Consider the following 24,009-nt stretch of genomic DNA (forward strand, 5'->3'; position numbering starts at 1 on the left):
ACGAGTCGGGCGGGTCTCTTGCGCGCGGGAAATCGCAATCCTACGGTGAAGCATAGGAATCTGATCGCAAGGGAGCGAGCATGAGCGGGGACGCACGGAAGACCGCCGAGGGCCTGTCCTATCTGTCCGGGTTCGGCAACGAGCACAGCTCGGAGGCGGTGCCGGGTGCCCTCCCCGAGGGCCGCAACTCCCCCCAGCGCGCCCCGCTGGGCCTGTACGCGGAGCAGCTCAGCGGTTCGGCGTTCACCGAGCCGAGGGCGCACAACCGCCGCTCGTGGCTCTACCGCATCCGCCCCTCGGCCCAGCACCCGGCGTTCACCCGCACCGGCAACGGCGCGCTCCGCACGGCCCCCTTCACCGAGACGGTGCCGGACCCGAACCGGCTGCGCTGGAACCCGCTGCCCGAGCCGGCCCCGGGCACCGACTTCCTGGCCGGACTGTGGACGCTCGGCGGCAACGGCGACGCCACCCAGCGCGCCGGGATGGCCGTGCACCTGTACCACGCCAGCGCCTCCATGGAGCGGGTCTTCAGCGACGCCGACGGCGAGCTGCTGATCGTCCCGGAGCGCGGCGGGCTGCTGCTGCGCACCGAGTTCGGTCTCCTCCATGTGGAGCCGGGACACATCGCGCTGATCCCCCGTGGGGTCCGCTTCCGTGTGGAGCTGCTGGACGACTCCGCCCGGGGTTATGTGTGCGAGAACTATGGCGCCCCGTTCCAGTTGCCCGACCTGGGCCCGATCGGCGCCAACGGCCTCGCGAACGCCCGGGACTTCAAGGCACCGGTGGCCGCGTACGAGGACACCCAGGGCCCGGTGGAGGTGGTGAACAAGTTCTGCGGGAACCTGTGGACCGCGACCTACGACCACTCCCCGCTCGACGTGGTCGCCTGGCACGGCAACCATGTGCCGTACGTCTACGATCTGCGCCGTTTCAATGTGATCGGCACCATCTCCTACGACCACCCCGACCCGTCGATCTTCACGGTGCTGACGTCCCCGTCGGACACCCCCGGCCTCGCGGGCGTCGACTTCGTGGTCTTCGCGCCGCGCTGGCTGGTCGGCGAGGACACCTTCCGGCCGCCGTACTTCCACCGGAACGTGATGAGCGAGTACATGGGCCTGGTCGAGGGCGCGTACGACGCTAAGGCGGAGGGCTTCGTGCCCGGCGGCGGTTCGCTGCACAACATGATGTCCGCGCACGGCCCGGACCGGGAGACGTTCGACCGCGCGAGCGCCGCCGAGCTGAAGCCGCAGAAGATCGACGACGGTCTGGCGTTCATGTTCGAGACCCGCTGGCCGGTGACGCTCACCCCCCAGGCGGCGGGCGCCGAGCACCTGCAGCGGCGGTACGACGACGTCTGGGACGGCCTGGAGCGTCACTTCCGTCCGTTGCGCTGACCGATCCGCGGAAGGTACGGATAGCCCGTGACCCCCTTCGCCCCGGACTCCATCGTCCTGAACCGCAAACTGCCGCTCTGGTACCAGGTGTCGCAGTCGCTGCGCGCCTCCATACTGGGCCGCCGGCCGCAGGACCCGTTGCGCCTGCCCACCGAGGAGCAGCTCGCGGAGCACTACGGCGTGAGCGTGCTGACGATGCGCCAGGCCCTGAAGGAGCTGGAGGACGAGGGGCTGATCACACGGCACCGGCGGCGCGGCACCTTCATCGAGCCGGACGCCCGCCGGGGCGCCCCCGTGCGGCTGCTCGGCTCGGTGGACGCGATCGTGGCCCAGCAGTCCGGCATGACGGCCGAACTGCTGGAACACGGCCCGGCCCCGGTACCCGCCGAGGTCGCCGAGCACTTCCCGGACCTCGACGAGGTGGCGGCGTACCACCGGCTGCGCAGCGACGGGACGACGGGCGAGCCGACCAACCACGCCCGCAACTACGTCCGTCCCGAACTGGCCGCGCGCATCGACCCGGACGACCTGCTGCGCTGGCCGATGACCAAGGTGCTGCGGGACGTCGTCGGGGCGGACATCAGCCGGATCACGGACACCGTGGAGGCGCGGCTCGCCGACCCGGAGACGGCGAGGCTGCTCCAGGTCCCGCTGCTGAGCCCGATCCTGCACTACACCGGCCTGACCTACGACGCGGGCGGCCGGGTGCTGGACGCGGCGGTCATCCACTACCGCGGCGACCGCTTCTCCTTCACGGTGACCCTGGAGGCCACCTGACCCCCGGGCGGCCCGCAGGCCGTACGATGCCGGGCGTGACGCACGACGACGCTCCGCCGCTGGCGGACCTCATGCCGTGGTCCGTCGCACCGCCGCGGCTCGGCCGGGGCTGGCCGGCGGGCCCCGACGCGGCGTCCCTGAAGGCCCGTTGGGACGCGTTCGTGAAGGCCGAGGGCCCCGACCGGGAGGCCCTGCTGCAGCCGACCCGCGCACGCACCCTGCACTCGGCGGCCGCGCAGTTGCCCGGCCAGGCGACCGGCACCGGGAAACTGCTGCGGGCCTCCGGCCCCTGCCCGGAGCCGGTGCGCGTCCTGGCCGGCCCGTTCGACGAGCGCTGGCTGATCCCCGACCACCGGCTGATCGACGCCGCCCGGCCGGAGCTGTGGCGGGTGGCGGACGACCGCCAGGTCTTCGTCGTGGAGACACCGGAGTCCGGGCTGCTGGCGACCTCGCTGCTCCCGCTGGTCCGGCCGGGCCGCGTCCGCCCGCTCTACCGGCGCCCACAGGGCACGGAGCCCAATCTGGCGCCGGGTCTGCTGCCGTACCTCGCCGGCCGCCTGGGCGTCCCGGTCGATCCGTTCGACGTGCTCGCCTGGACGTTCGCGGCGGTCCGCCCGGATCTGCGGGTGCCGCTCACCGACGACCCCGCGCTCTGGGCGCGCGGCGTGCGGGCGGGCGGGCGGCTCCTGTGGCTGATGCGCCGCGACGGCGACCGGCCCAAGCTGCCCGGCGGGCGCCGCCCCTACGTCCGCGCTCCCCTGCCGCCTCGGCCGCCGGCCCTGGAGTACGACCGCGACGAGGAGGTCCTCTCACTCGGCGAGGGCCGCGTCTCGCCGGTGCCGGCGGCGGCCTGGGACTTCACGGTGGGCGGGGAGCGGGTGCTGGAGCAGTGGTTCGCGGCGCGCACGGACGTCCCGGAACCGGGCACCCTGGCCGCGATCCGCCCGGCGGCCTGGCCGCGGGAGTGGACCTCGGAACTGCTGGAGCTCGTCACGGTCCTGGCCCTGCTGGCGGAGTCCGAGCCGCTGGGCGACGACGTGGAGTCCACGGTCACGGCGGCGGATCTGCGGGCGGCGGGCGTGCTGCCGGTCCCGCACGCGGCCCGCCGGCCGGCGTCGGTGCTGGAGGGGCAGGAGGAGGGCCCGGAGGGTCAGCTCGCGCTGATCTGAGGCGTCAGCACGCGGGGTCGAAGGCGTCCAGCACCCGTTCGAGGGCCCGCCGGAACACGCCCTCCAGGTCGATCGGGCCACTGCTCTCCATGAAGGCGGCGGCCAGGCGCGGATAGGCGCCGGTGGCGACCTGACCGCCCAGGTAGGCGATGCGGACCGCGTTCTCCTCCTCCTCGGACCACGGCATGGAGCGGGTGCGTTCGGACGTGGCGATCTCGTTCGCCGTGTAGGTCGTCACCACGCCGTTGAGGAGCGCGACCAGCTCCATCTTCTCGCTGTACGGGGCGTCCAGCGGCGCCAGGCAGTCCAGGCAGTGCTCCAGGTAGCGCAGGCTGTTGGGGCTGAAGCCGTAGACCCCGGACATCAGCCGGGGGGCCCAGGTGTGCCGGTGCATGATCGCGCGGGTCTCCAGCGCGTTGCGGATCATGTCGGCCCGCCAGTCGCCCGAGGGCGCGCGGATCTCGTGCTCGGCGCCGATGGCGTCGATCATCAGCTCGTACAGGTCCTCCTTGCGGGGGACGTAGTTGTAGAGCGACATCGTGCCGCAGCCGAGTTCCGCGGCCACATGGCGCATGGAGACGGCGTCCAGTCCGCCGTCGTCGGCGATGCGCACCGCCGCCGCCGCGATGTCCGCGCGGGTGAACGCGGGCCTGGGGCCGCGTCCCGTCCGCTCGGGTCGCGCCCAGATCACGCTCGGTACGGACGCCTTGCCGGCCATGGATCATCACCTCGGCCTCCATCCTAGTTACGTACACCGTACGTAGTGCGCTATGGTCGGGCCATGACTTCTACGTACGCTGTACTTAGTGAAGGCCTGCGCAAGCGGTTCGGAGAGGTCGAGGCCCTGCGCGGGCTGGACCTCGCCGTCGCCCGGGGCACGGTCTGTGGCCTCCTCGGCCCGAACGGCGCCGGCAAGACGACCGCCGTACGCCTGCTCGCGACGCTGCTGCGGCCGGACGCCGGTTCCGCCCGGGTCGCCGGGCACGACCTGCTCCGCGCGCCGGCGGCCGTGCGCCGCCACATCGGGGTCACCGGCCAGTACGCCAGCGTCGACGGCGATCTGACCGGCCGCCAGAACCTCCGGCTGTTCGCCCGGCTGCACCGGGTGCGCGGTCCGGCGGAGCGGGCCGGCGAGCTGCTGGACCGCTTCGGGCTGACCGAGGCCGCCGACCGGCCCGCGTCCACCTACTCCGGCGGGATGCGCCGCCGCCTCGACCTCGCGGCGAGCCTCGTCCGCCGTCCCGACGTCCTCTTCCTGGACGAGCCCACGACCGGGCTCGATCCGGCGAGCCGGGGCCGGATCCGGGAGGCGGTGCGCGAGCTGGCCGCGGACGGCACGGCCGTGCTGCTGACCACGCAGTATCTGGAGGAGGCCGATCAACTGGCCGACGACATCGCACTGATGGACCGGGGGCGGATCGCGCACACGGGATCGCCTGCGCAGTTCAAGTCGGTCCTGGGCACGCATGTCGAGGTGGTGGTCGGCGACGTGGACACGATGGTGGACGCGGCGGCCGTGCTGGACCGGCTGACCGGCGCCGAACCCTCGCTCGACCGCGAGCGGCGGGCCGTGGGCGCGCTGACCCGGGACGCCACGCTCACCCTCCCCCGCCTCGTCCGGGAGCTCGACGCGGCGGGCGTGGCCCTGGTGGACGCGAGCCTGCGGCCGCCGACCCTGGACGACGTCTTCCTTCGCCTGACCGAGGAGCGTGCGGCATGAGCGCACTGGTGTACGACGGCGGCGCGATGCTGGGCCGTCAGCTGCGGCGGGTGCGCAACAACCCGGGGCTGCTGATCCTCACCCAGACGATGCCGATCAGCATGCTGCTGTTCTTCGGCTACGTCTTCGGCAGCGCCCTCGCGATGCCTGGCGAGCGGTACCGGTCGTTCCTGCTGCCCGGTCTGCTGGTGGCGACGGCCGCGAACGGGATCATGACCGGCATGTTCCAGGCCGCGCAGGACGCGCACCGCGGCGTGACGGACCGGTTCCGGACGCTGCCGATGAGCCGGGCGGCGGCCCCGCTCGGGCAGGCGGTCGCGGATCTCGTGGTGACGGTGCTGGGGACGGTGCCGCTGCTGCTGACGGGGCTGGCGGTGGGCTGGCGGATCGAGGGGTCAGCGCTCGAAGCGGCGGGCGCCCTGGGGCTGTTGCTGCTGTTCCGGTTCGCGATGACGTGGATCGGGGTGTTCCTGGGGCTGCTCACGCGGAGCGAGGAGGCGGCGGGCCAGCTGGGCGGGGCGACGTTCCTGCTGCCGTTGCTGTCCAACGCCTACATCCCGGCCGACGGGCTGCCGGGGTGGCTGCGCACGGTCGCCGAGTGGAATCCGATCAGCGCGGTCACGACGGCGCTGCGGGACCTGTTCGGGAACGCGCCGGTGCCGGACGGGGCGGCCTGGCCGGTCGCGCACCCGGTCGCCGGTTCACTGGCCTGGTGCGCGGTGCTGCTCGCGGTGTTCGTACCGCTCGCGGTGCGCCGGTACGCGCGCGGCGAGGGCTGAGCGGCCCCTCGGAGAGCACGGCGACGGCCCCGTCCACATCCGTGGCGGGCCGGGCCGTGGCACGGGGAGGAACGGGGCCGGGGAGCGCGGGGTGGATTCCGGGAGAACTGCCCGCACCCGGGTGGCACTCCGGGACGCCACCGCGGTGCCGTGGGGATGACGGCGGCGACAGCGCGGCGGCACCGGGACGGAAGGGCCGGCCGGGTACGGGCCTGGAGACGTCGCTCGGCGGGTGACCCGTGCGGGTCAGTGTCCGCCGAACAGCGAGCGACGGAGCCTGCGCAGCGGGGCGAAGAGCGAGACGCGGCGTACGCGCGCGGTCCGGTCGCTGCGCTCGCGCACGGTGTCCCGCGTGGTCAGCTCACGCATCAGTGACGTCGCCTCGGCCGCCTCCCGCTGGGGCACGGCGGGACCCGCCAGCACCGAGAGATGGCGGTCGAGGCGCGAACTGGTCGCGCTGCTCCCGCAGGTGATCGCAGGGACCCTGGCCCTGCTGCGCACTGTTATCTGATCCATGTCACTCCCCACCCGTACGAGTCCACCCGGCCCGGGCAGGTTAACCCTATCGTCCCGGTGGAGCACGCGTGTATCGCGGTCACAGGATTCACCTTCCCCGTAAGGGTGTTGACGACCCGTAGGCGATTACTCTCCGAATCCGACCGATTTCAGGGCGAGTTGGACAATGGGCTGGCTGGTCGGTTGCGGAGACCCGCCGCCGGGCTCGACGGTCACGGCGAGTGACGTCGACGAGGTGTCCAGACCGGACGCGATCAGGGGCGTGTCGCCGTCGAAGAGCCCGAGGGAGCGCGGTTGCGCGCCGGGGCGCATGAGCCAGAGCTGACGCACGCGGCCACCGGGAGGTTCTCCGTATCCGCTCAGAGTGACGACCGCGCGCCCCTCCGATGCGGAGGCCACGACTCCGATCCGTCGGCCCTTCGCGTCCTCTCCCGTGCTCGCGCGGGCGTCGGGCGCGCCCAGAACGTTAGCGATCTCACTCGCCCGCGCCCGCTGCGCGGCCAGATCGTCCCGCGCCTCGTTCGCCTGGACGGCGAACAGTGAGGCGACGACGAGTGCCGCGGCGGCGGTGGCGGTGGCGAACGGCACGAACAGCGGACGCCGGACCGAACGGCCGCGCGGCGGCGCCTGGTTGCCCCACACGTGCGGCGGCAGCTGGGGGGCCCGCGCGCGGGCCGGCACCCCGGCGCTCTCCTGCGGCGTCGTCCGTACGGCGGACAGCACCCGCTCGCGCAGGGCGGCCGGCGGGGGCGCGGCCGTCGACCACGCGAGCCGGACGGCGTCCTCGGTCAGCGCGCGCACCTCGGCGGCGCAGACCTCACACGTGCTCAGATGCGTCTCGAAACGCCGCCGTTCGGCCCGTTCCAGGGCGTCCAGGGCGTAGGGGGCGGCGAGGGAGTGCAGGTCCTCGCGCCTCAGCAGGCGGGCGACGAAGCTCACGCGACTCCTCCCAGGCACTTGCGCAGCTGGGTGAGTCCGTCGCGCATCCGGGTCTTGACCGTGCCCAGCGGCAGGGACAGCCGCTCGGCGACCTCACGGTAGGTGTAGCCGTCGTAGTAGGCCAGGGTGACGGACTGACGCTGGAGGGCGGTGAGGCGTTCGAGGCAGCGGCGCACCCACTCGCGCTCCAGCCCGGCCTCGACCTCCTCGGCGACGTGGTCGAAGGCGGGCTGCCCGGAACGCAGGGCCTCGCGCTGCTCGCGTTCGCCGGCGGCGCGGGCGCTGCGCACCCGGTCGACCGCGCGGCGGTGGGCGAGGGTGAGGACCCAGGACAGGGCGCTGCCCCGCCGCGGGTCGAACCGCGCGGCCGACCGCCACAGTTCGAGCAGCACCTCCTGCGCCACCTCCTCCGACTGGGCGGGATCGCGCACGACCCGCCGTACGAGTCCGTAGACCGGTCCGGAGACGAGCCCGTACAGGTCTTCGAACGCCTTCTGGTCACCGCCCGCCACGAGCACCAGCAGCTCGTCCGCGTCCAACTCGTCTCCCCCTCCAGCCAGACCGCATCCCGGCCGTCCCGTCCTACGAGGTCTTCGCAACAGACACACCTCCGGATGGGGTTACGGATCGAGAAGCCGAAAAAGCGGGTCCGGCGGGCACGGAAATTCTTTTCGGGTTCGACCAATCCGGCCCCGCCCCCACTCCGAATCCCGTTGCGTCAGGCAAGTTGGCACTGAGGACGGACGGCATGACACCTACTTCCAGGAGCGGGGCGGGACGCAGGGGACTCGCGACCCTCGTATGCGGTGCGTTGGCCGCCGGCGGGCTCGCAGCCGCCGGTGTGACCGCGCTGGAACCGGGGGCGGCCTCCGCCTCCAGCCACCGCGAGGCCCCGCTGATCTCGGGGACACCGCAGTACGACAACACGGACGTGTACGCGTTCGTCAGCCCGGACAAGCCGGACACGACGACGATCGTGGCGAACTGGATCCCGTTCGAGGAGCCGGCGGGCGGACCGAACTTCTTCCCGTTCGCGGAGGACGCCCAGTACGACATCCACATCGACAACGACGGGGACGCGCAGGGCGAGCTGCTCTACCGCTTCACCTTCGACACACACACCAAGAACAAGAAGACGTTCCTCTACAACACGGGACCCGTCGAGAGCCTCGACGACCCCGACCTCAACATCACGCAGACGTACGACATCGAGCTGCTGAAGCTGAAGGACCAGCACCTGGTCTCGAAGACGAAGATCGCCAACGACGTCCCCGTGGCGCCGTCGAACGTCGGCAAGGCGTCGATGCCGGACTACGCGAAGCTGCGCGAGGAGGCCGTGCACGAGCTGCACGGCGGCACCTCGACGTTCGCGGGCCAGGCCGACGACCCCTTCTTCCTGGACCTGCGGGTCTTCGACCTGCTGTACGGCGGGAACCTGTCCGAGGTCGGCAACGACACCCTCAAGGGCTACAACGTCAACTCCATAGCCCTGCAGGTCCCGAACCACATGCTCGCCGAGTCGGCCGACCAGCCGATCGTCGGCATCTGGTCGACGACCCAGCGCAAGAACGCCAAGGGCTACTTCGAGCAGGTCTCGCGCCTGGGCAGCCCGCTGGTCAACGAGGTCGTCAACCCGCTCAAGGACAAGGACCGCTTCAACGCGTCCTCGCCCTGGGAGGACGCGAAGTTCCTGAAGAACGTCACCAACCCCGAACTGCCGAAGCTCATCGAGGCGATCTACAAGATCCCGGCGCCCGCCGAGCCGCGCAACGACCTGGTGGACGTCTTCCTCAAGGGTGTCGAGGGCCTCAACCAGCCGCCGCACGTCACGCCTTCGGAGATGCTGCGCCTGAACACGTCGATCAAGCCGACCGACAAGCCCAAGCGGCTCGGCGTGCTCGACGGCGACAACGCGGGCTTCCCGAACGGCCGCCGGCTCACCGACGACGTGATCGACGCCTCCCTCCAGGTCGTCGAGGGCGAACTGCTCGGCTCCAAGAACGACCTGGGCGACGCGGTCGACAAGAACGACAAGGACTTCGAGAAGTCCTTCCCCTACGTGGCCCTTCCGACGGAGGGCTCGCGCGGACCGCTCGCCAAGGGCACGGACGGCGGGACCGACGTCCGCAGCCAGCTCGGTGACGCGCTCCAGCCGGCCGGGGCCTCCGACGGCATGGGGAACACGGCGCTGATCGCCGGATCGGCGGGCGCCGGCGCGCTGGGCATCCTGCTGATCGGCGGCGCCCTGCTGTGGTGGCGCCGGATGCGGGACCGGGCCTACTAGCCGACCGCACGGCGGTCATCGACCGGCGCGGCCCGTGGACGTACCCATCCCCCACGGCGCGGGCCGCGCCCCACCACCCGAGCAGCACCGTTTCGAGCACCACCGTTTCGAGACCACCGAGGAGAGGGCATGGCCCCGCCCACGCACGACACCCCGCAGGACCCCGCGCCCGAGCGTGGCGCGGGTCCGGACACGGCGGCCCCGGCCGGGGGCGACGGGGCGGGGCCTCCGCAGGACGGGGCCGGGGCGAAGGACGCCGGCCGGGTCGCCGCGCTGCGCCGCTTCGCCGCGGCCCGCCGCCGCGCCCTGCACCTCACCGGCTGCGCGGCGCTGCTGGCCGTGGCGGTCACCGGGGGCTCGGTGGCGCTCGGCGCCGGGGGCGGCGGAACCTCCCCGCGCGTCGCCCCCGCCTCGGCGGCCGTCTCCCCCGGTCTGCTCGCCTCCGGCGACCTGGCCGCGGGCATCACCGCCCTCCAGTCCCATCTGCGCGCCCAGCCGCGGGACTTCGGCGGCTGGGCCACCCTGGGCCTCGCCTACGTCGAGCAGGCCCGGACCAACGGCGACCCCTCCCGCTACCCGCAGGCCGAGCGGGCGTTCAAGCGCTCCCTGGCGCTGGCGCCCGGCAACGACCAGGCCCTGGTCGGCCGCGCCGCCCTCGCGGCGGCCCGGCACGACTTCGCGGGCGCCCTGGCCCACGCCGACCGGGCCCTGAAGGAGAACCCGTACAGCGAACGCGCCCTGTGCGTACGGGTGGACGCCCTCGTCGAACTCGGCCGGTACCGCGACGCCGACGAGGCCGCGGACACCGCCGACGACCGCCGCCCGGGCATCCCGGTGTTCACGCGCTACGCGTACGTCCACGAGCTGCGCGGCGACGTCCGTACGGCCCGGCGCGTGCTGGAGCAGGCGCTGTCCTCGGCGTCCGCCCCCGGCGACATCGCCTACGTCGCCACCCAGCTCGGCCAGCTCGCCTGGAACCAGGGCGACTACGGCACGGCCCTCACCCACTACGCCCGCGCGCTCGCCGCCGACGAGGACTACGTCCCCGCGCTGGAGGGGCGGGCCCGCGCGCGGGCCGCGAGCGGGGACCGGGCCGGGGCGATCGCGGGTCTGAAGGACGTCGTCGCCCGCTACCCCCTGCCCGGGCCGCTCGTCGCGCTGGGCGAGCTGTACGAGGCGGCAGGCGACCGGGCCGCGGCCGCCGACCAGTACGCCCTGGTCGACGCCTGGACGTCCCTGGCCCGCGCCAACGGCGTGGACGCCGATCTCGACACCGCGCTCGCGGCAGCAGACCACGGCGACAAGGCGGCGGCGCTGCGGGCGGCCCGCGCCGAGTGGGACCGCCGCCGCACCGTGCACACCGCGGACGCCCTCGCCTGGGCCCTGCACGTCGACGGCAAGGACGACGAGGCCCTGCCGTACGCCCGCCGGGCCACCGCCACCGGCTACCGCAACGCCGTGTTCCTGTACCACCGCGGGATCATCGAGCGCGCCACCGGCCGCGCGGACGACGCCCGCACGCATCTGCGGGCCGCCCTGAAGCTGAACCCGGGCTTCGCACCGCTGGGCGCCCGCGACGCGCGGGCGGCGCTCCGAGACCTGGAGGCGGACCAGTGACCCTGCGCCGGCCCACGGCCTCGGGCGCCGCCGTCCTCACGGCGGCCTGCGCGCTCGCCCTGGTGCCCTCGTCGCCCGCGAGCGCGCACCCCCTCGGCAACTTCACGGTCAACCGGTACGACGGCCTGGTCGTCGCGCCCGGCGAGCTGCGCGTCGACCACGTGGAGGACCTGGCCGAGATACCGGCGACCCAGGCCGGGCCCGCGATCGAGAGGGCGGGCCTGACGTCCTGGGCCCGTGGGCGCTGCGCGAGCGCGGCACGGGACAGCGAGGTGTCCGTGGAGGGCCGCGGGGTCCCGCTGACGGTGGCGAGCACTCACGCGCGTGTGCGGCCCGGCCAGGCGGGGCTCGACACGCTCCGGGTGGAGTGCGAGCTGACGGCCCCGCTCCCCGAGGACGCCCCGCTCGCCCTGGAGTTCACGGGTGCGGGCGGCGGGTCCGGGCCGGGCTGGCGGGAGATCACGGCACGCGGCGACCGGACGACACTGACCGCCTCGGACGTGCCGGAGGAGTCGGCCTCGAAGGGACTGACCGCGTATCCGCGCGCGTTGCTGTCGTCCCCCGCCGACACGCGGAAGGCGTCCCTGCGGGTGCGGCCCGGCGGTCCGGCCCTCGCCGCGTCCGGTGAGGACGCCCCGGGCGCCTCCTCCGTCCTGCCGCGCGGCGCCGACCGCTGGACGCGGGCCCTGGACGACCTGGTCTCGCGGCGCGAGCTGACCGTGGGTTTCGCGGCGCTCGCGCTGCTGCTCGCGCTGTTCCTCGGCGCGCTGCACGCGCTCGCCCCGGGGCACGGCAAGACGATGATGGCGGCGGTGGCGACCGCGCGCGGGGGCCGGGCCCGGCTCCGGGACGTCCTGCCCCTGGCCGCCTCGGTGACGGTCACCCACACCCTGGGCGTGGTGGCGCTGGGCCTGCTGGTCACCGCCGGTTCGGCGGCGGCGCCCTCGGTGGTCACCTGGCTGGGGGTCGCGAGTGGCGCCCTGGTGACGGCGGCGGGCGTGACCCTGGCGCGCCGGGTCTGGCGGACGCGCGGTCCCGGCCACGCGCACCCGCACGACCAGGACAGCCACCCGCACCCGCATCCCCACCCCGGGGAGCCCGCGGCCGACCACGCCCCCGCGCGGCGGCCGGTGCTGGTCGGCGCTCCCGCCGGCACAGCCCCGGAACCGTCCGCCGCGCCGGTCGCCCCCCACCCCCACGACCACGCCCACCCGCACCCCCACGACCACGTGCACGAGCACGAGCACGAGCACGGCGAACACGTTTACAAGCACGGCGACCACGGTCACACCCACACCCACGGCGGTGTCCCCCACACGCACCCCACCGCCCCCACTCTCCGCGGCACGATCCTGCTCGGTTTCGCCGGCGGGCTCGTCCCCAGCCCGTCCGCCGTCGTCGTGCTGGTCGGCGCCGCCGCCCTCGGCAAGGCCTGGTTCGGGCTGCTGCTCGTCGTGGCCTACGGCGCCGGGCTGGCGCTCACGCTCACCGCGGCCGGGTTCGCCGTCGTGCGGCTGGGTACAGGGGCGATGCGGGTGCTGGACCGGCGTCCCCGCGCGCTGACCCATCCCGTGACGGTCCTCGTCCGCCGCACGGCGCCCCTGGCGTCCGCGGTGCTCGTCGTCCTGATCGGGGCGGGACTCGTGGTCCAGGGGGCGGCATCCGCACTCGGCTGAGCTACTTTTGTGGAGAATGCGCACGGATGCGAAGGGGGGACGCCCGTGTCCGAAGACCATGGCGCTGACCGGGTGATCGCTGGCCGCTACCGCCTGCTCTCCCCGCTCGGCGAGGGCGGCATGGGGACCGTGTGGCGGGCCCGCGACGAGCTGCTGCACCGCGAGGTGGCCGTCAAGGAGGTCCGCGCGCCCGCCGGGCTGGCCGCCTCGGACGTCGAGCGGATGTACGCCCGGCTGGAGCGCGAGGCGTGGGCGGCGGCGCGGGTCGCCGACCGCAACGTCGTCACGGTGTACGACGTGGCCACCCAGGACGGGCGGCCGTGGATCGTGATGGAGCTGGTCCGGGGCATCTCGCTGGCGGAACTGCTCGACGCCGACGGACCGTTGAGCCCACGGCGGGCCGCGCACATCGGTGCCGAGGTGCTGTCCGCGCTGCGGGCCGCGCACGGGGCGGGCGTGCTGCACCGGGACGTGAAACCGGCCAACGTGCTGCTGTCGAACGACGATCGCGTCGTGCTGACCGACTTCGGCATCGCCATGGTCGAGGGCAGCTCGGCGCTGACCATGACCGGCGAGGTCATCGGCTCCCCGGAGTTCCTCGCGCCGGAGCGGGCGCTGGGCCGCACGCCCGGCCCGGAGTCCGACCTGTGGTCGCTCGGCGTACTGCTGTACGCGGCCGTGGAGGGCAACTCGCCGTTCCGCCACGACACCCCGCTCAGCACCCTGCGCGCCATCGTGGACGAGGAGCTGCCGCCGCCGCGCCGCGCGGGACCGCTGGCACCCGTCATCGAGGGGCTGTTGCGCAAGGACCCGGCCGAGCGGCTGCCGGCGGCGCGGGCGCAGGAGGATCTGCGGGTCGTCGCGGCCGGGGGCACCCTCCCCGGCGGCGGTGCGGGCGCGGCGCCGTACGCCCCGACGATCGCCGCGTTCCCGGCCCCGTCCGGGACCGCCCCGACGGCCCCGGTGCCGCCGCCCGGCCAGACCCGGCCCACCGGTGCCCAGCCGGCCGACACGGCTCCCGTGCGCTCGGGGCGCGACCGCCGCGCCGCGCCGGTGCTGATCGCGGGTGTCGTCGTGCTCGCCCTCGCGGTGGGGGGACTGACGTACGCCCTGCTCAACAGGGGCGGCGACGGCGGGAAGGCCACCGGCGGGGAGACCGCCACGGCGACGGGCGAGCGGACGGCGGCGACCGGCACGAAGGAGGAGCCGTCCACCAAGGAGCCGACCGCCACGCCGAGTCCGAGCCGGAGCGCGTCGCCGTCGGCCGCGCCGCAGTCCGTGCGGGTGTCGCTGACCGGCTCCCACACGGACTACTCCGGCGCCTGTCCGCCGCCCCGCGACCAGGCACCCGTGTTCACGGCGACGTTCACCGTGGGCAGACTTCCCGCGCGGGTCACCTACCGCTGGGTGTCCGAGGACGGCGACGTCATGGACCAGGAGTGGAAGACCCTGTCCTTCCCGGCGGGCGGCGACCGGACCAAGCAGGACAGGGTGTTCCTGACGACGTACGACGAGAGCGGCACGTTCGCGAGCGAGATCGCCGTCGAGGTGCGCGACCCGGTGCGGACGCGGTCCGCCTCGGTGCCGTTCTCGGTGACCTGTGCGAGCGAGACCCCGTCGGGCGGGGCCTCGCCTTCGTCCGACGGCTCACCGGACGCGTAGTCGCTCCCGGTCGCTCAGCCGGCGGAGTTGAGCGCCGCCAGATATCCACCCGACTGGCCCGCGGCCGTCGGGTGGTACGACTCCGAGATGCTGAGCCAGTTCACGGAGTGCATCCACGGACTGCCCGAGCACAGTTCGTGTCCGGTGAACGTGGTCCGTACGTCGCCGAAGGCGAAGCCGTGGTCACGGGCCCGCTTCTCGATGGCGGCGTCGATGTGGTCCGCGGCGTCGTTGAGCGCCCGGCGCTTGGTCTCGGACAGGCCGACGCAGCCCGAGGCGCCCAGCTTGTAGAAGCGGGGGTAGCCGAGCACGACGACCCGGGCGGCGGGTGCCCGGGAGCGGATGGCGTTGTACACGGCGTCCAGCCGGCCCGGCAGGGTCGAGTCGACGAACGACTTGGCGGTGTTGATGCGTGAGACGCAGGCACTGTCGCCCTGGAGCACACAGGTCGTCATGATGTCGGCGAATCCGGCGTCGTTGCCGCCGATGGACACGGACACCAGTGCGGTGGAGGAGCTGAGCGGGCCGAGCTGACTGGCGGTGACGTCTGCCGTCTTGGCACCCGAGCAGGCCGTGAAGTCGAAGGACGAGGGTGAGTTGGCGGCGGCCCACAGGGCCGGGTACGCCTTCGAGCTGCGCTTGCAGTCGCCACTGTTGCTGATGTAGCTGCCGGCGCCGAGGCCCGAGGAGTAGGAGTCGCCGAGTGCCACGTAGCCGCCCGCGGCGGCGGTGTCGGCGGCCTGCGCCGTGGCAGCCCCGGTGAGGGCGGTACCGACGGCGAGGAGGAGCGAGGCGACGTGTACGGAAAGTCGGGAACGTCTCATGGAACCTCCCTATAGCAGGATCTCTGCCGTAACCGTCGTACCAACTACGCGTGTTGAGCGGAAGTGTTCATGTCAAAACTTTTTCGGCAGCCACCCGTTCGCGTGAACTGGACCGACGGCTCGCCAACCGGCCCGCCGGGCAGGGACGTCAGCACTCCCGCGCGGGCCGAGCGCGAGGACGAACCGTTGTCAAGGGCCCATCGGCATCTTGACGGCAGATATGCGCCTGAGCCACATTGAAGCCCGGCATCCGGCGCTTCGGGGGGCAAAGTCGCCAATGCAGACCATCCATGGCACAACAGCCGTGTCCGACGACGCCGAGCGTGCGCGACCGGGTCCGGGGAGGGACCTGACGCCACTGCTCGCGGGCGCCGCGACGGCTGTGGGGGGAATCGGCGCGGTGCTCGCGCTCGTCGGCTCCGACTCGCCGCTGCGCGGCCCGTTCACCCTGTTCTTCCTGCTCGCGGCACCGGCCGCGGCGATCGCCGCCGCGCTGCGCGGGCTCGACCCCTTCGGCCGCGTCGTGGCCTCGGCCGCGGGCGCGGTGGTGCTCGACATGCTGGTGGCCCAGGCCATGCTGGCCCTCCACCAGTGGTCGGTACGCGGCGGGATCGTGGCGGTGACCACGATCAGCGCGCTCATCCTCCTGCTGGCCACGGGACGGCGGCTGCGCGGTCGCACGACCCGAGAGCGGACGGTCTGACGTGGACATCAGCGTGTACCGCCCCGGCGAGCTGAGCGCCGCCGACCGGGCGGCCTGGACCTCCATCCAGTCCAAGGCCCATCTCCAGGGCGCGCCCGAGCTGGGCAACCCCTTCCTCGCACCGGAGTTCGCGCTCGCCGTGGGCCGCTGCCGGCGCGGGGTGCGGATCGCGGTCGTCCGGGAGGGCGGGGAACCGGCCGCGTTCCTCCCGTTCCAGCGGACGGCCACCGGCGTGGGCCGGGCCATCGGCCTCGGTGTCTCGGACGCCCAGGGCCTCGTGCACCGGCCGGGGTTCACCGTCGGCGCCCAGGAACTGCTGAAGGCGTGCGGGCTGGCCGTATGGGAGTTCGACCACCTGGTGGACGGCCAGACGGCGTTCGCGCCGGACGCCACCGGCAGCTATCCGTCACCGGTGATGGACGTCGACCAGGGGTACGACGCCTATCTGGCCCATCTGCGCGAGCACGCGCCGAAGTTCACCCGCACCACCCTGGCCAAGGAGCGCAAGCTGGCCCGCGACCACGAGGGCGTGCGGTACGTGCACGACGAGCGTGATCCGGCCGCGCTGCGCACCCTGATGTCCTGGAAGTCGGCCCAGTACCGCAGGACCGGCCGCAGCGACCGCTTCGCGCAGGAGTGGATCACCCGGCTCGTGGAGCACCTCTTCCACACCCGCTCGGACTCGTTCGCGGGCGTCCTGTCCGTGCTGTACGCGGACGGCAAGCCGGTCGCCGCACACTTCGGGCTGCGCGGCGAACGCATCCTGGCCTGCTGGTTCCCGGCCTACGACCCGGCGTTCTCGAAGTACTCGCCCGGTCTGGTGCTGCATCTGCGCATGGCCGAGGCGGCGGCCGCCGACGGCATCGCGCACCTGGATCTCGGCCGGGGCCAGAAGGAGTACAAGGACTCCCTGAAGACACGCGAGCTGACGGTGTCGGAGGGGTGGGTGACCCGGCGTCACCCGGTCGCGTTCGGACACCGGGCACGGCGTGCCCCGGTCCGGGCGCTGCGCAACACCGTCCAGTCACGGCCGGAGCTCTTCGGACCGGCGGACCGTCTCCTGAAACGCATGGGGAAGATCCGCTCGGGACGTACGTAACGGCCGAAACCTATAAAAATGTGAGAGCTGGTTCCAGCTCTTGCCATACAGGCGCAATCATCAATACCGTCGTACATCTCACTCGCATCGGACGGTCGGCCCGCGGCTCCAGGGGAGGGACCGAGGACCGCAGGACGGCACCGGAGCGGGACGCGGTAGGGGGGTGCTCGGTGAAGGTGTCCACATCTTCGGCCGAGTCGTGCCGCGCGACCGGTCGCCGCTCATCCGGGTGGCCGGCCAGACATGCCAGCTCACCGCACGCACGGGGAGAGCCAGTCGCCGTGCGTGGGTGACACAACCCCCCTTTCGAACCGGACACTTCACCGGGCCGCCCAGGGGCGGGCGGTCCACCGGACGAGAGGGACCGACTCATGAGTTCTGTGCTGCGCCCGGCGGTCCCGGGCCATGATCCGTCACCGGTCGGCTACCGGCCCGTCTCCTCGCACCTGGCCATCGCACCGCCCGTGAGCGTGGTGATCCCGGCCATGAACGAGGCGGAGAACCTTCCGTACGTCTTCAAGACCCTGCCGGACTGGATCCACGAAGTGGTCCTGGTCGACGGCAACTCCACCGACGGCACCGTCGAGGTGGCCCGTGAGCTGTGGCCCGAGGTGAAGGTCGTGCGCCAGCGCGGCAAGGGCAAGGGGGACGCCCTGATCACCGGGTTCGAGGCGGCCACCGGCGACATCATCGTCATGGTCGACGCGGACGGCTCCGCCGACGGCAACGAGATCCTGAGCTATGTCTCCGCCCTGGTCTCGGGCGCGGACTTCGCCAAGGGGTCCCGGTTCGCCAACGGCGGCGGCACCGACGACATGACGCTGATCCGCAAGCTGGGCAACTGGGCGCTGTGCACAGCCGTCAACCACAAGTTCGGCGCCCGCTACACCGATCTCTGCTACGGATACAACGCGTTCTGGCGGCACTGCCTGGACAAGATCGACCTCGACTGCACCGGCTTCGAGGTCGAGACCCTGATGAACATCCGGGTCGTCAAGGCCGGGCTGAAGGTGCAGGAGATACCGAGCCACGAGTACCTCCGCATCCACGGCACCAGCAATCTGCGGGCCGTACGCGACGGGCTGCGGGTGCTGCGGGTCATCGTCAAGGAGCGCTCCAACCGGCGCGCGCTGCGCCGCCGCAGCGCCGCCGCGCACTCCCCCGTGCTCACCTCGGTCGGCTCCCGCACCAAGGCCCGGGGAGAGACGTCTTGAGCGGTCCCGGCATCTCCGTCGTGATCTGCGTCTACACGGAGGACCGCTGGGAGGACATCCTCGCGGCGGTCGCCTCGGTGCGTGCGCAGGCGTATCCGGCCCTGGAGACCCTGCTGGTCGTCGACCACAACCAGGCGCTCCGGGACCGGCTGGCCAAGGAGTACAAGGAGACGCCCGACGTGCGGGTGCTGGCCAACGCGGGCCCGCGCGGCCTGTCGGCCGGCCGCAACACGGGCATCGCGGCCTCCCGGGGTGAGGTCGTCGCGTTCCTCGACGACGACGCCGTGGCCGAGCGGGACTGGCTGGGGCACTTCGCGGCCGGGTACGACGACCCCCGGGTCATGGCCGTCGGCGGGCGCACCGAGCCGATCTGGGCGTCCGGCCGCCGGCCGGGCTGGTTCCCGGAGGAGTTCGACTGGGTCGTGGGCTGCACCTACCGGGGCCTGCCCGGCGGCCGGACGAAGGTCCGCAACGTCCTCGGCGGCAACGCCTCGTTCCGCCGTACGGCGTTCGACGTCGCGGGCGGTTTCGCGACCGGCATCGGGCGCGACGGCGACCGGCTGCCGCTGGGCTGCGAGGAGACGGAGCTGTGCATCCGGCTCACCCGGGCCCGGCCCGACGCGGTGCTGCTGATCGACGACCGCGCGATCATCCACCACCGGGTGCCCGGGCCGCGGGAGCGCTTCCGGTACTTCCGCACCCGCACCTACGCGGAGGGCCTGTCGAAGGCCCTGGTGGCCCGCAGCGTCGGCGCGGACAAGGGACTGGAGTCCGAACGCCGGTACACCACGCGCGTCCTGCCGGCCGGGGTGGCGCGCGGCCTGCGGGACGCGCTGCTCGCCCGGCCCGGGGGCGCGGGCCGGGCGGGCGCGATCGTCGCGGGGGTGCTGACGGCGGCGGGTGGGTACGTCGTCGGGAGTGTCCGCGCGCGCCGGGGCGGCGCCACGTACGCGGTGGCCGGGATCGAGGGATCGCCGGACACCGGAGGGGGGACGGGATGAGCCATGCGCCGGTGCCGATCCTGATGTACCACGCGGTGTCCACCGCGCCGAACGACGCCACCCGCCGGCTGTCCGTGGCGCCGGAGGCGTTCGCCGAGCAGATGGCCCTGATCGGCGACCTGGGGCTCACGCCGGTGCGCACGGCGGAGCTCGCCGAGCACTGGCGTTCCGGGAAGCCGCTGCCCGAGCGGCCGGTGCTGATCACCTTCGACGACGGCTACGCGGGCGTGCACCGGCACGCCCTGCCCGTCCTGCGCGCCCACGGCTTCACGGCCACGGTGTTCGTCTCCACGGGCTGGCTGAAGGGCCCGCACGACATGGGCGGCGGCCTGGACACCATGCTGGACTGGGAGCAGGTGCGCGAACTGGCCTTCGCGGGCGTGGAGATCGGCGGCCACAGCCACACCCACCCGCAGCTGGACCAGCTCCCCGACGACCGGCTGCGCTCGGAGCTGATCCTCTGCAAGGAGATCGTCTCGGACCAGCTGGGCACCGCCCCGGTCTCGTTCGCCTATCCGTACGGCTACTCCAGCCGCCGGGTGCGCGAGGCCGTGCGGGAGACCGGGTACGCCCAGGCGCTCGCCGTCAACAACGGCCTCGCCCGGCGCCGGCAGGGGCCGTACGCGCTCACCCGGCTCACCGTGCGCCGCACCACCGGGATCGAGGAGTTCGGCCGGCTGGTGGAAGGCCGTGCCGTCGCCCGTACGTTCGCCAGGGACCGCGCCCTGACCCAGGGGTACGCCGTGGTCCGCAGAGCCCGTCAGGTCCGCCGGAAGGCCATCCGTACCCGTGTCTGACACGACGACCACGACCGAGCCCGCCTCGCCCGACGCGCCGGCGCCCGAGCGGCCGGGGCGGCGCCTCCGACTGCCCGGCCTGGGCAGATCCTCCGGCGGCGGCAGCCAGCTGTTCCGCAACGCCTACGCCCTGATGATCAACACCGGTGTCTCGGCGGTGCTGGGGCTGGGCTTCTGGCTGGCCGCCGCCCGCTACTACTCCGAGTCCGCCGTCGGCCAGGGGTCGGCCGCGATCGCCGCGATGAAGTTCCTCGCCGGGCTGACGGCGGTGACGCTGACCGGGGCGCTCGCCCGGTTCATCCCGGTGGCCGGGCGGACGACGGGCCGCCTGATCTTCCGTACGTACGCCGGAAGTTGTGTGGTGGTGGCGCTGGCCGCCGGGGTCTTCCTGCTGACGCTGGACCTGTGGGGGCCGTCGTACCGGTTCCTGCACGGGCCGCTGAACGGGCTGTTCTTCGTCCTCGCCGTCATCGCCTGGAACCTGCTCACCCTCCAGGACGGAGTGCTCACCGGGCTGCGCAGCGCGCTGTGGGTGCCCGTCGGCAACACCGTGTTCTCGGCGGTGAAGCTGGGGCTGCTGGTGGCGTTCGCGGTGGCGATCCCGACCGCCGGCGTCTTCGTGTCGTGGGTGGCGGCGATCGCGGTGTCGGTGCTGCCGCTGGGCTGGCTGGTGTTCCGCCGGCTGGTGCCCCGGCACATGGCGGCGACCGAGGAGCACGCGCGGCCGCCGTCGCTGCGGGAGGTCGGCCGGTTCCTGGCCGGGGACTACACCGGCTCCCTGTTCTCCCTCGCCGTCGTCTACCTCATCCCGGTGATCGTGGCGGCACGGGTCTCCGCCGAGGACAACGCGTACTTCTACATCACCGCCACCATCGGCGGCACGGTGAACCTGCTCGCCATCAACATGGGCGCCTCGCTGACCGTGGAGGGCTCGCACGCGCCGGGGCGGCTGGCCGCCGACACCCGGGCGGCGCTGACCCGCATGGCCCGCATCATGCTGCCGGTCTCGGCGGTCCTGTTCTTCGGGGCGCCCTGGATCCTGGGCGTGTTCGGCGCGGGCTACGCGGACGCGGCGACCCCGCTGCTGCGCTGGTTCGCCGTGGGCGGGCTGCTGCGGGTCGTCATGGAGACGTACTTCGCCGTCCTGCGGGCGCAGAGCCGCACCGCCGGACTGGCGTGGCTGCAGGGGCTGTTGTGCGCCCTGGTGCTCGGTCTGACGCTGCTCCTGCTGCCCCGGATGGGCCTGACGGGCGCCGGGGTCGCCGAGATCGCCGCGCTCTCGGTGATCGTGGCGATCGCCGCGCCCCGGCTGTACCGGACGGTGCGGGGCTCCGGGGCGGACGTGCCCGAGGACGCGGCCCCCGACGGGGACCTGGCCGACCTGGGGGCGCGCGAGGCGTCCACGGGGGCGCGCAAGCGCGGGCCCGGCTGGGCGCTGGACAGCGACACCCTCGCGCTCGGCATCCACGTCGACTTCGACCATCTGGAACGCCGTCCCGACGTCCGGCCCGGACCGGGCACCCCGCCCACGGGCACTCCACGCGTGCGCCCCGAGCACCGGCCGACCTGGGCCCGCGCGGCGGAGGCCGGGCTGCCGCCGGGGCGGGAGCCGGGCTCGGAGGCGTCGGCGGGTCCCGCCGAGGTGGACGCGCCGTTCGAGGACGCGTTCGACGCGGGCAAGGGCGAGGTGACCGCCGTCGTGGAGGAACCCGAGGAGGCCGCCGCCCCACCGGAACCCGGAGCGGTATCAGGGTCACCCGCGCCGGAGGAACCCCTACGGCCCGAGCCGCTCGCGGCAGGCCGGCGCGAGCGGCTGCTGCCGACCCGGGCCGGCGTCGTGCTGGGCTGTCTGCTGGTCGCGGCGCTGCTGCTGTACTGGGTGCCCGCGCTGCGGCTCGGCGAGAGCGACCTGGACCGCATGGGCGGGCTCGGGCTGATCTCGGTGCTGCCGCCGCCGACGCTGCTGGGGGCGGCCCTGCTGGCCGTCGTGTTCGCCTCGCTGCTGTGGCTGAACCGCGAGCACCGGGCGCTGCTGATGGTCACCCTCCTGGCGACGGTGGTGTCCCTGCACGCCCTGCCCGCGCTGATCGAGACCGAGCCGCGGTTCGCGACGGCCTGGCAGCACCTGGGCTTCCTCGACTACATCGACCGCACCGGTTCCGCCGTACCGGACCTGGACGCGCGCTGGAGCTGGCCGGGATTCTTCGCGGTGGCCGCGTTCACCGCGCGGGCCTGCGGGGTCGACGATCTGACCGAGGTCGTCCGCTGGTGGCCGACGGCCATGCAACTGCTGTACCTGGTCCCGATGTTCCTGCTGGTACGCCATATGCGGGCGAGCTGGCGGGCCAGGTGGACCGGCATCTGGGTGTTCGTGCTCGCCGGCTGGGTCGGCCAGGACTACTTCTCCCCGCAGGGCTTCACCTATCTGCTGTACCTCGTGTTCGCGGCGGTGCTGCTGGTCTGGTTCCGCGCACCGCGCGTGATCTGGTCGCGACGCCGGCCCGGCGAGCTGGAGGTGGAACCGGCGGACCGGCGTCAGCGGGCCGTGCTGCTGGCGGTCGTGACGGGGCTGTTCGCGGCGAGTGTCCCGGCCCACCAGCTGACGCCGTTCGTGATGCTGGGCGTGGTGACGGCGCTGGTGCTGGTCGGCCGGAGCGAACTGCGCGGCCTGCCCGTCCTGTTCGGCGTGATGGTGACCGCGTGGATCGGCTTCCTGGCGGAGCCGTACTGGTCGGGGCACTTCGACGAGCTGTTCGGCGGGGTCGGCGGGGTCGGCGGCAACGTCACCTCGTCCGTGTCCGGCCGGATCGAGGGCGGCAGTTCGACCCACCAGCTCGTGCTGTACGTGCGTGTCCTGCTGGCCGGCGGGGTGATGGCGTTCGCCTGCTGGGGCTGGTGGCGGAGGCGCTTCCACCACTACCAGGAGCGCTCGCTGCTCGTCCTGACCTTCGTGCCGTTCCTCGGCTTCGGCATGCAGTCGTACGGCGGCGAGATGGCGCTGCGGGTCTTCATGTTCGCCCTGCCCGGGGCGGCCCTGCTGACCGGTCTGGCCCTGTTCCCGCGGACCGGCGTCACCGCCGACGAGCGGGAACGGGACCGGGTGAGCCTCGCCCCGCTGGCCGCGCTCATGGCGGGGCTGGTGCTCATGGGCGGTTTCCTGGTGGCCCGATGGGGCAACGAGCCGTTCGAGCGGGTGCGGCCCGGCGAGGTCGCCGCCATGGAGTACGTGTACGCCCACGACGATCCGAGTCTGCGGCTGCTGTGGCTGAGCAGCGACCCGGTCGAGGACGTGACGCCCGCGATGCCGTGGGGCGCCCGGGACATGGAGAAGGTCTCCTATCTGCCGACGCAGGCGCCGGCCGACCCGGTCCTGGTGTCGGGCCTGGTGAAGGCGCTGAAGGACGCGGGCCCGAACTCGTATCTGATGGTCAACCGCGGTCAGGTCACCTTCCTGCGGCTGGACGTGGGCTACTCGCCGACCTGGGAGACCCGGCTGCTGAGCAACCTGGACCGCAGGCCGGAGCTGAAGCGGGTCTTCGCCAACACGGACGTGACGATGTACGCGCTGCGCGAGCAGCCGGCGGGCACGGTGCCGAAGGCCGATCCGGGTCCGATCGGGCCGCAGGTGACGTGGACGCCGTGGTCGGTGGTCGGCGGTGTCGCGGCCGTCGCGCTGATCCTGCTGCTGGCGGCGCGGGAGATCGTGCGGGTGGCGAGCGCGCCGAGCGTGCGGCAGCTGAGCCGGCTGCAGAGCAGTTTCTGGTTCTCGCTGCCGCTGCTCGCCGTGCTGCTGGCCTCGCTGGTGCAGCGGTTCCTGACCATCAAGTGACGGAGG

Annotated in this window: 20 protein-coding genes; 15 read left to right on the forward strand and 5 right to left on the reverse strand. The window is 73.3% G+C overall.

Annotated features, from left to right (window positions below; genetic code table 11):
• Positions 1-80: 80 nt before the first annotated feature.
• From hmgA to ADL34_RS17520, 3 genes are read left to right on the forward strand one after another with little or no spacing between them, the layout of a single operon-like run.
• Positions 81-1,397 carry a homogentisate 1,2-dioxygenase gene (gene hmgA, locus ADL34_RS17510; RefSeq protein ID WP_062670767.1) on the forward strand — a complete coding sequence of 439 codons (1,317 nt, stop codon included), beginning with the start codon at positions 81-83 and terminating at the stop codon, positions 1,395-1,397.
• 27 nt (positions 1,398-1,424) lie between these two features.
• The gene (locus ADL34_RS17515) at positions 1,425-2,174 is read left to right on the forward strand and encodes a GntR family transcriptional regulator (RefSeq protein WP_062670766.1); all 750 of its coding nucleotides are present in this window, start codon (positions 1,425-1,427) and stop codon (positions 2,172-2,174) included.
• A 26-nt stretch (positions 2,175-2,200) separates the two neighbouring features.
• A complete protein-coding gene (locus ADL34_RS17520; protein WP_062670765.1) occupies positions 2,201-3,343 on the forward strand; it encodes a type ISP restriction/modification enzyme in 1,143 nt (380 codons plus the stop codon).
• Positions 3,344-3,347: 4 nt separating this feature from the next.
• On the opposite strand, the gene ADL34_RS17525 is transcribed toward ADL34_RS17520, so the two are convergent.
• The gene (locus ADL34_RS17525; protein ID WP_062670764.1) at positions 3,348-4,061 is read right to left on the reverse strand and encodes a TetR/AcrR family transcriptional regulator; all 714 of its coding nucleotides are present in this window, start codon (positions 4,059-4,061) and stop codon (positions 3,348-3,350) included.
• 63 nt (positions 4,062-4,124) lie between these two features.
• Here ADL34_RS17525 and ADL34_RS17530 point away from each other — a divergent pair, with 63 nt between their 5' ends.
• Positions 4,125-5,063 (forward strand): ATP-binding cassette domain-containing protein, encoded by a 939-nt coding sequence (locus ADL34_RS17530; protein ID WP_062670763.1) that lies wholly within the window; start codon positions 4,125-4,127, stop codon positions 5,061-5,063.
• Positions 5,060-5,842: an ABC transporter permease gene (locus ADL34_RS17535; RefSeq protein ID WP_062670762.1), complete on the forward strand. Its 783-nt coding sequence runs from the start codon at positions 5,060-5,062 to the stop codon at positions 5,840-5,842. The genes ADL34_RS17530 and ADL34_RS17535 overlap by 4 nt, the downstream gene beginning before the upstream one ends.
• A 246-nt stretch (positions 5,843-6,088) precedes the next feature.
• On the opposite strand, the gene ADL34_RS17540 is transcribed toward ADL34_RS17535, so the two are convergent.
• The 3 genes from ADL34_RS17540 to ADL34_RS17550 form a co-directional block, all read right to left on the reverse strand.
• Positions 6,089-6,358, reverse strand: coding sequence for a hypothetical protein (locus ADL34_RS17540; protein WP_062670925.1), 270 nt, complete (start codon positions 6,356-6,358; stop codon positions 6,089-6,091).
• 126 nt (positions 6,359-6,484) lie between these two features.
• On the reverse strand, positions 6,485-7,297 hold the full coding sequence (locus ADL34_RS17545; protein ID WP_062670761.1) for an anti-sigma factor: 813 nt from the start codon (positions 7,295-7,297) through the stop codon (positions 6,485-6,487).
• Entirely contained in the window at positions 7,294-7,836 is a 543-nt protein-coding gene (locus ADL34_RS17550) for a sigma-70 family RNA polymerase sigma factor (protein WP_062670759.1), read from the reverse strand. The genes ADL34_RS17545 and ADL34_RS17550 overlap by 4 nt, the downstream gene beginning before the upstream one ends.
• 209 nt (positions 7,837-8,045) lie before the next feature.
• Here ADL34_RS17550 and ADL34_RS17555 point away from each other — a divergent pair, with 209 nt between their 5' ends.
• The 4 genes from ADL34_RS17555 (at position 8,046) to ADL34_RS17570 (ending at position 14,536) form a co-directional block, all read left to right on the forward strand.
• Positions 8,046-9,581 (forward strand): DUF4331 domain-containing protein, encoded by a 1,536-nt coding sequence (locus ADL34_RS17555; RefSeq protein WP_062670758.1) that lies wholly within the window; start codon positions 8,046-8,048, stop codon positions 9,579-9,581.
• Between the two features lie 129 nt (positions 9,582-9,710).
• Positions 9,711-11,198 carry a tetratricopeptide repeat protein gene (locus ADL34_RS17560; RefSeq protein WP_079034324.1) on the forward strand — a complete coding sequence of 496 codons (1,488 nt, stop codon included), beginning with the start codon at positions 9,711-9,713 and terminating at the stop codon, positions 11,196-11,198.
• On the forward strand, positions 11,195-12,874 hold the full coding sequence (locus ADL34_RS17565) for a nickel transporter (RefSeq protein ID WP_062670755.1): 1,680 nt from the start codon (positions 11,195-11,197) through the stop codon (positions 12,872-12,874). The genes ADL34_RS17560 and ADL34_RS17565 overlap by 4 nt, the downstream gene beginning before the upstream one ends.
• Before the next feature lie 45 nt (positions 12,875-12,919).
• The gene (locus ADL34_RS17570; RefSeq protein ID WP_062670752.1) at positions 12,920-14,536 is read left to right on the forward strand and encodes a serine/threonine-protein kinase; all 1,617 of its coding nucleotides are present in this window, start codon (positions 12,920-12,922) and stop codon (positions 14,534-14,536) included.
• A 14-nt stretch (positions 14,537-14,550) separates the two neighbouring features.
• Here the strand turns inward: ADL34_RS17570 and ADL34_RS17575 are convergent, their stop codons facing one another.
• Complete coding sequence (locus tag ADL34_RS17575; protein WP_062670750.1) at positions 14,551-15,360, reverse strand: SGNH/GDSL hydrolase family protein; 810 nt, start codon at positions 15,358-15,360, stop codon at positions 14,551-14,553.
• A gap of 277 nt (positions 15,361-15,637) precedes the next feature.
• Here ADL34_RS17575 and ADL34_RS17580 point away from each other — a divergent pair, with 277 nt between their 5' ends.
• The 6 genes from ADL34_RS17580 to ADL34_RS17605 all read left to right on the forward strand — a co-directional run bounded on the left by ADL34_RS17580 (position 15,638) and on the right by ADL34_RS17605 (position 24,003).
• Positions 15,638-16,063: a hypothetical protein gene (locus tag ADL34_RS17580; protein WP_234375043.1), complete on the forward strand. Its 426-nt coding sequence runs from the start codon at positions 15,638-15,640 to the stop codon at positions 16,061-16,063.
• A gap of 1 nt (position 16,064) precedes the next feature.
• Complete coding sequence (locus tag ADL34_RS17585) at positions 16,065-17,162, forward strand: GNAT family N-acetyltransferase (protein ID WP_062670746.1); 1,098 nt, start codon at positions 16,065-16,067, stop codon at positions 17,160-17,162.
• Between the two features lie 371 nt (positions 17,163-17,533).
• A complete protein-coding gene (locus ADL34_RS17590; RefSeq protein ID WP_062670744.1) occupies positions 17,534-18,376 on the forward strand; it encodes a glycosyltransferase family 2 protein in 843 nt (280 codons plus the stop codon).
• Entirely contained in the window at positions 18,373-19,377 is a 1,005-nt protein-coding gene (locus tag ADL34_RS17595) for a glycosyltransferase family 2 protein (protein ID WP_062670741.1), read from the forward strand. The genes ADL34_RS17590 and ADL34_RS17595 overlap by 4 nt, the downstream gene beginning before the upstream one ends.
• Positions 19,374-20,174: a polysaccharide deacetylase family protein gene (locus ADL34_RS17600; RefSeq protein WP_062670739.1), complete on the forward strand. Its 801-nt coding sequence runs from the start codon at positions 19,374-19,376 to the stop codon at positions 20,172-20,174. The genes ADL34_RS17595 and ADL34_RS17600 overlap by 4 nt, the downstream gene beginning before the upstream one ends.
• Positions 20,167-24,003, forward strand: a complete 3,837-nt coding sequence (locus ADL34_RS17605) for a lipopolysaccharide biosynthesis protein (RefSeq protein WP_062670737.1) — start codon at positions 20,167-20,169, stop codon at positions 24,001-24,003. The genes ADL34_RS17600 and ADL34_RS17605 overlap by 8 nt, the downstream gene beginning before the upstream one ends.
• The last annotated feature ends 6 nt before the right edge of the window (positions 24,004-24,009 follow it).

It is taken from the genome of Streptomyces sp. NRRL WC-3605 (genome assembly GCF_001509795.1).
In the GTDB taxonomy this organism is placed as follows: Bacteria; Actinomycetota; Actinomycetes; order Streptomycetales; family Streptomycetaceae; genus Streptomyces; species Streptomyces viridochromogenes.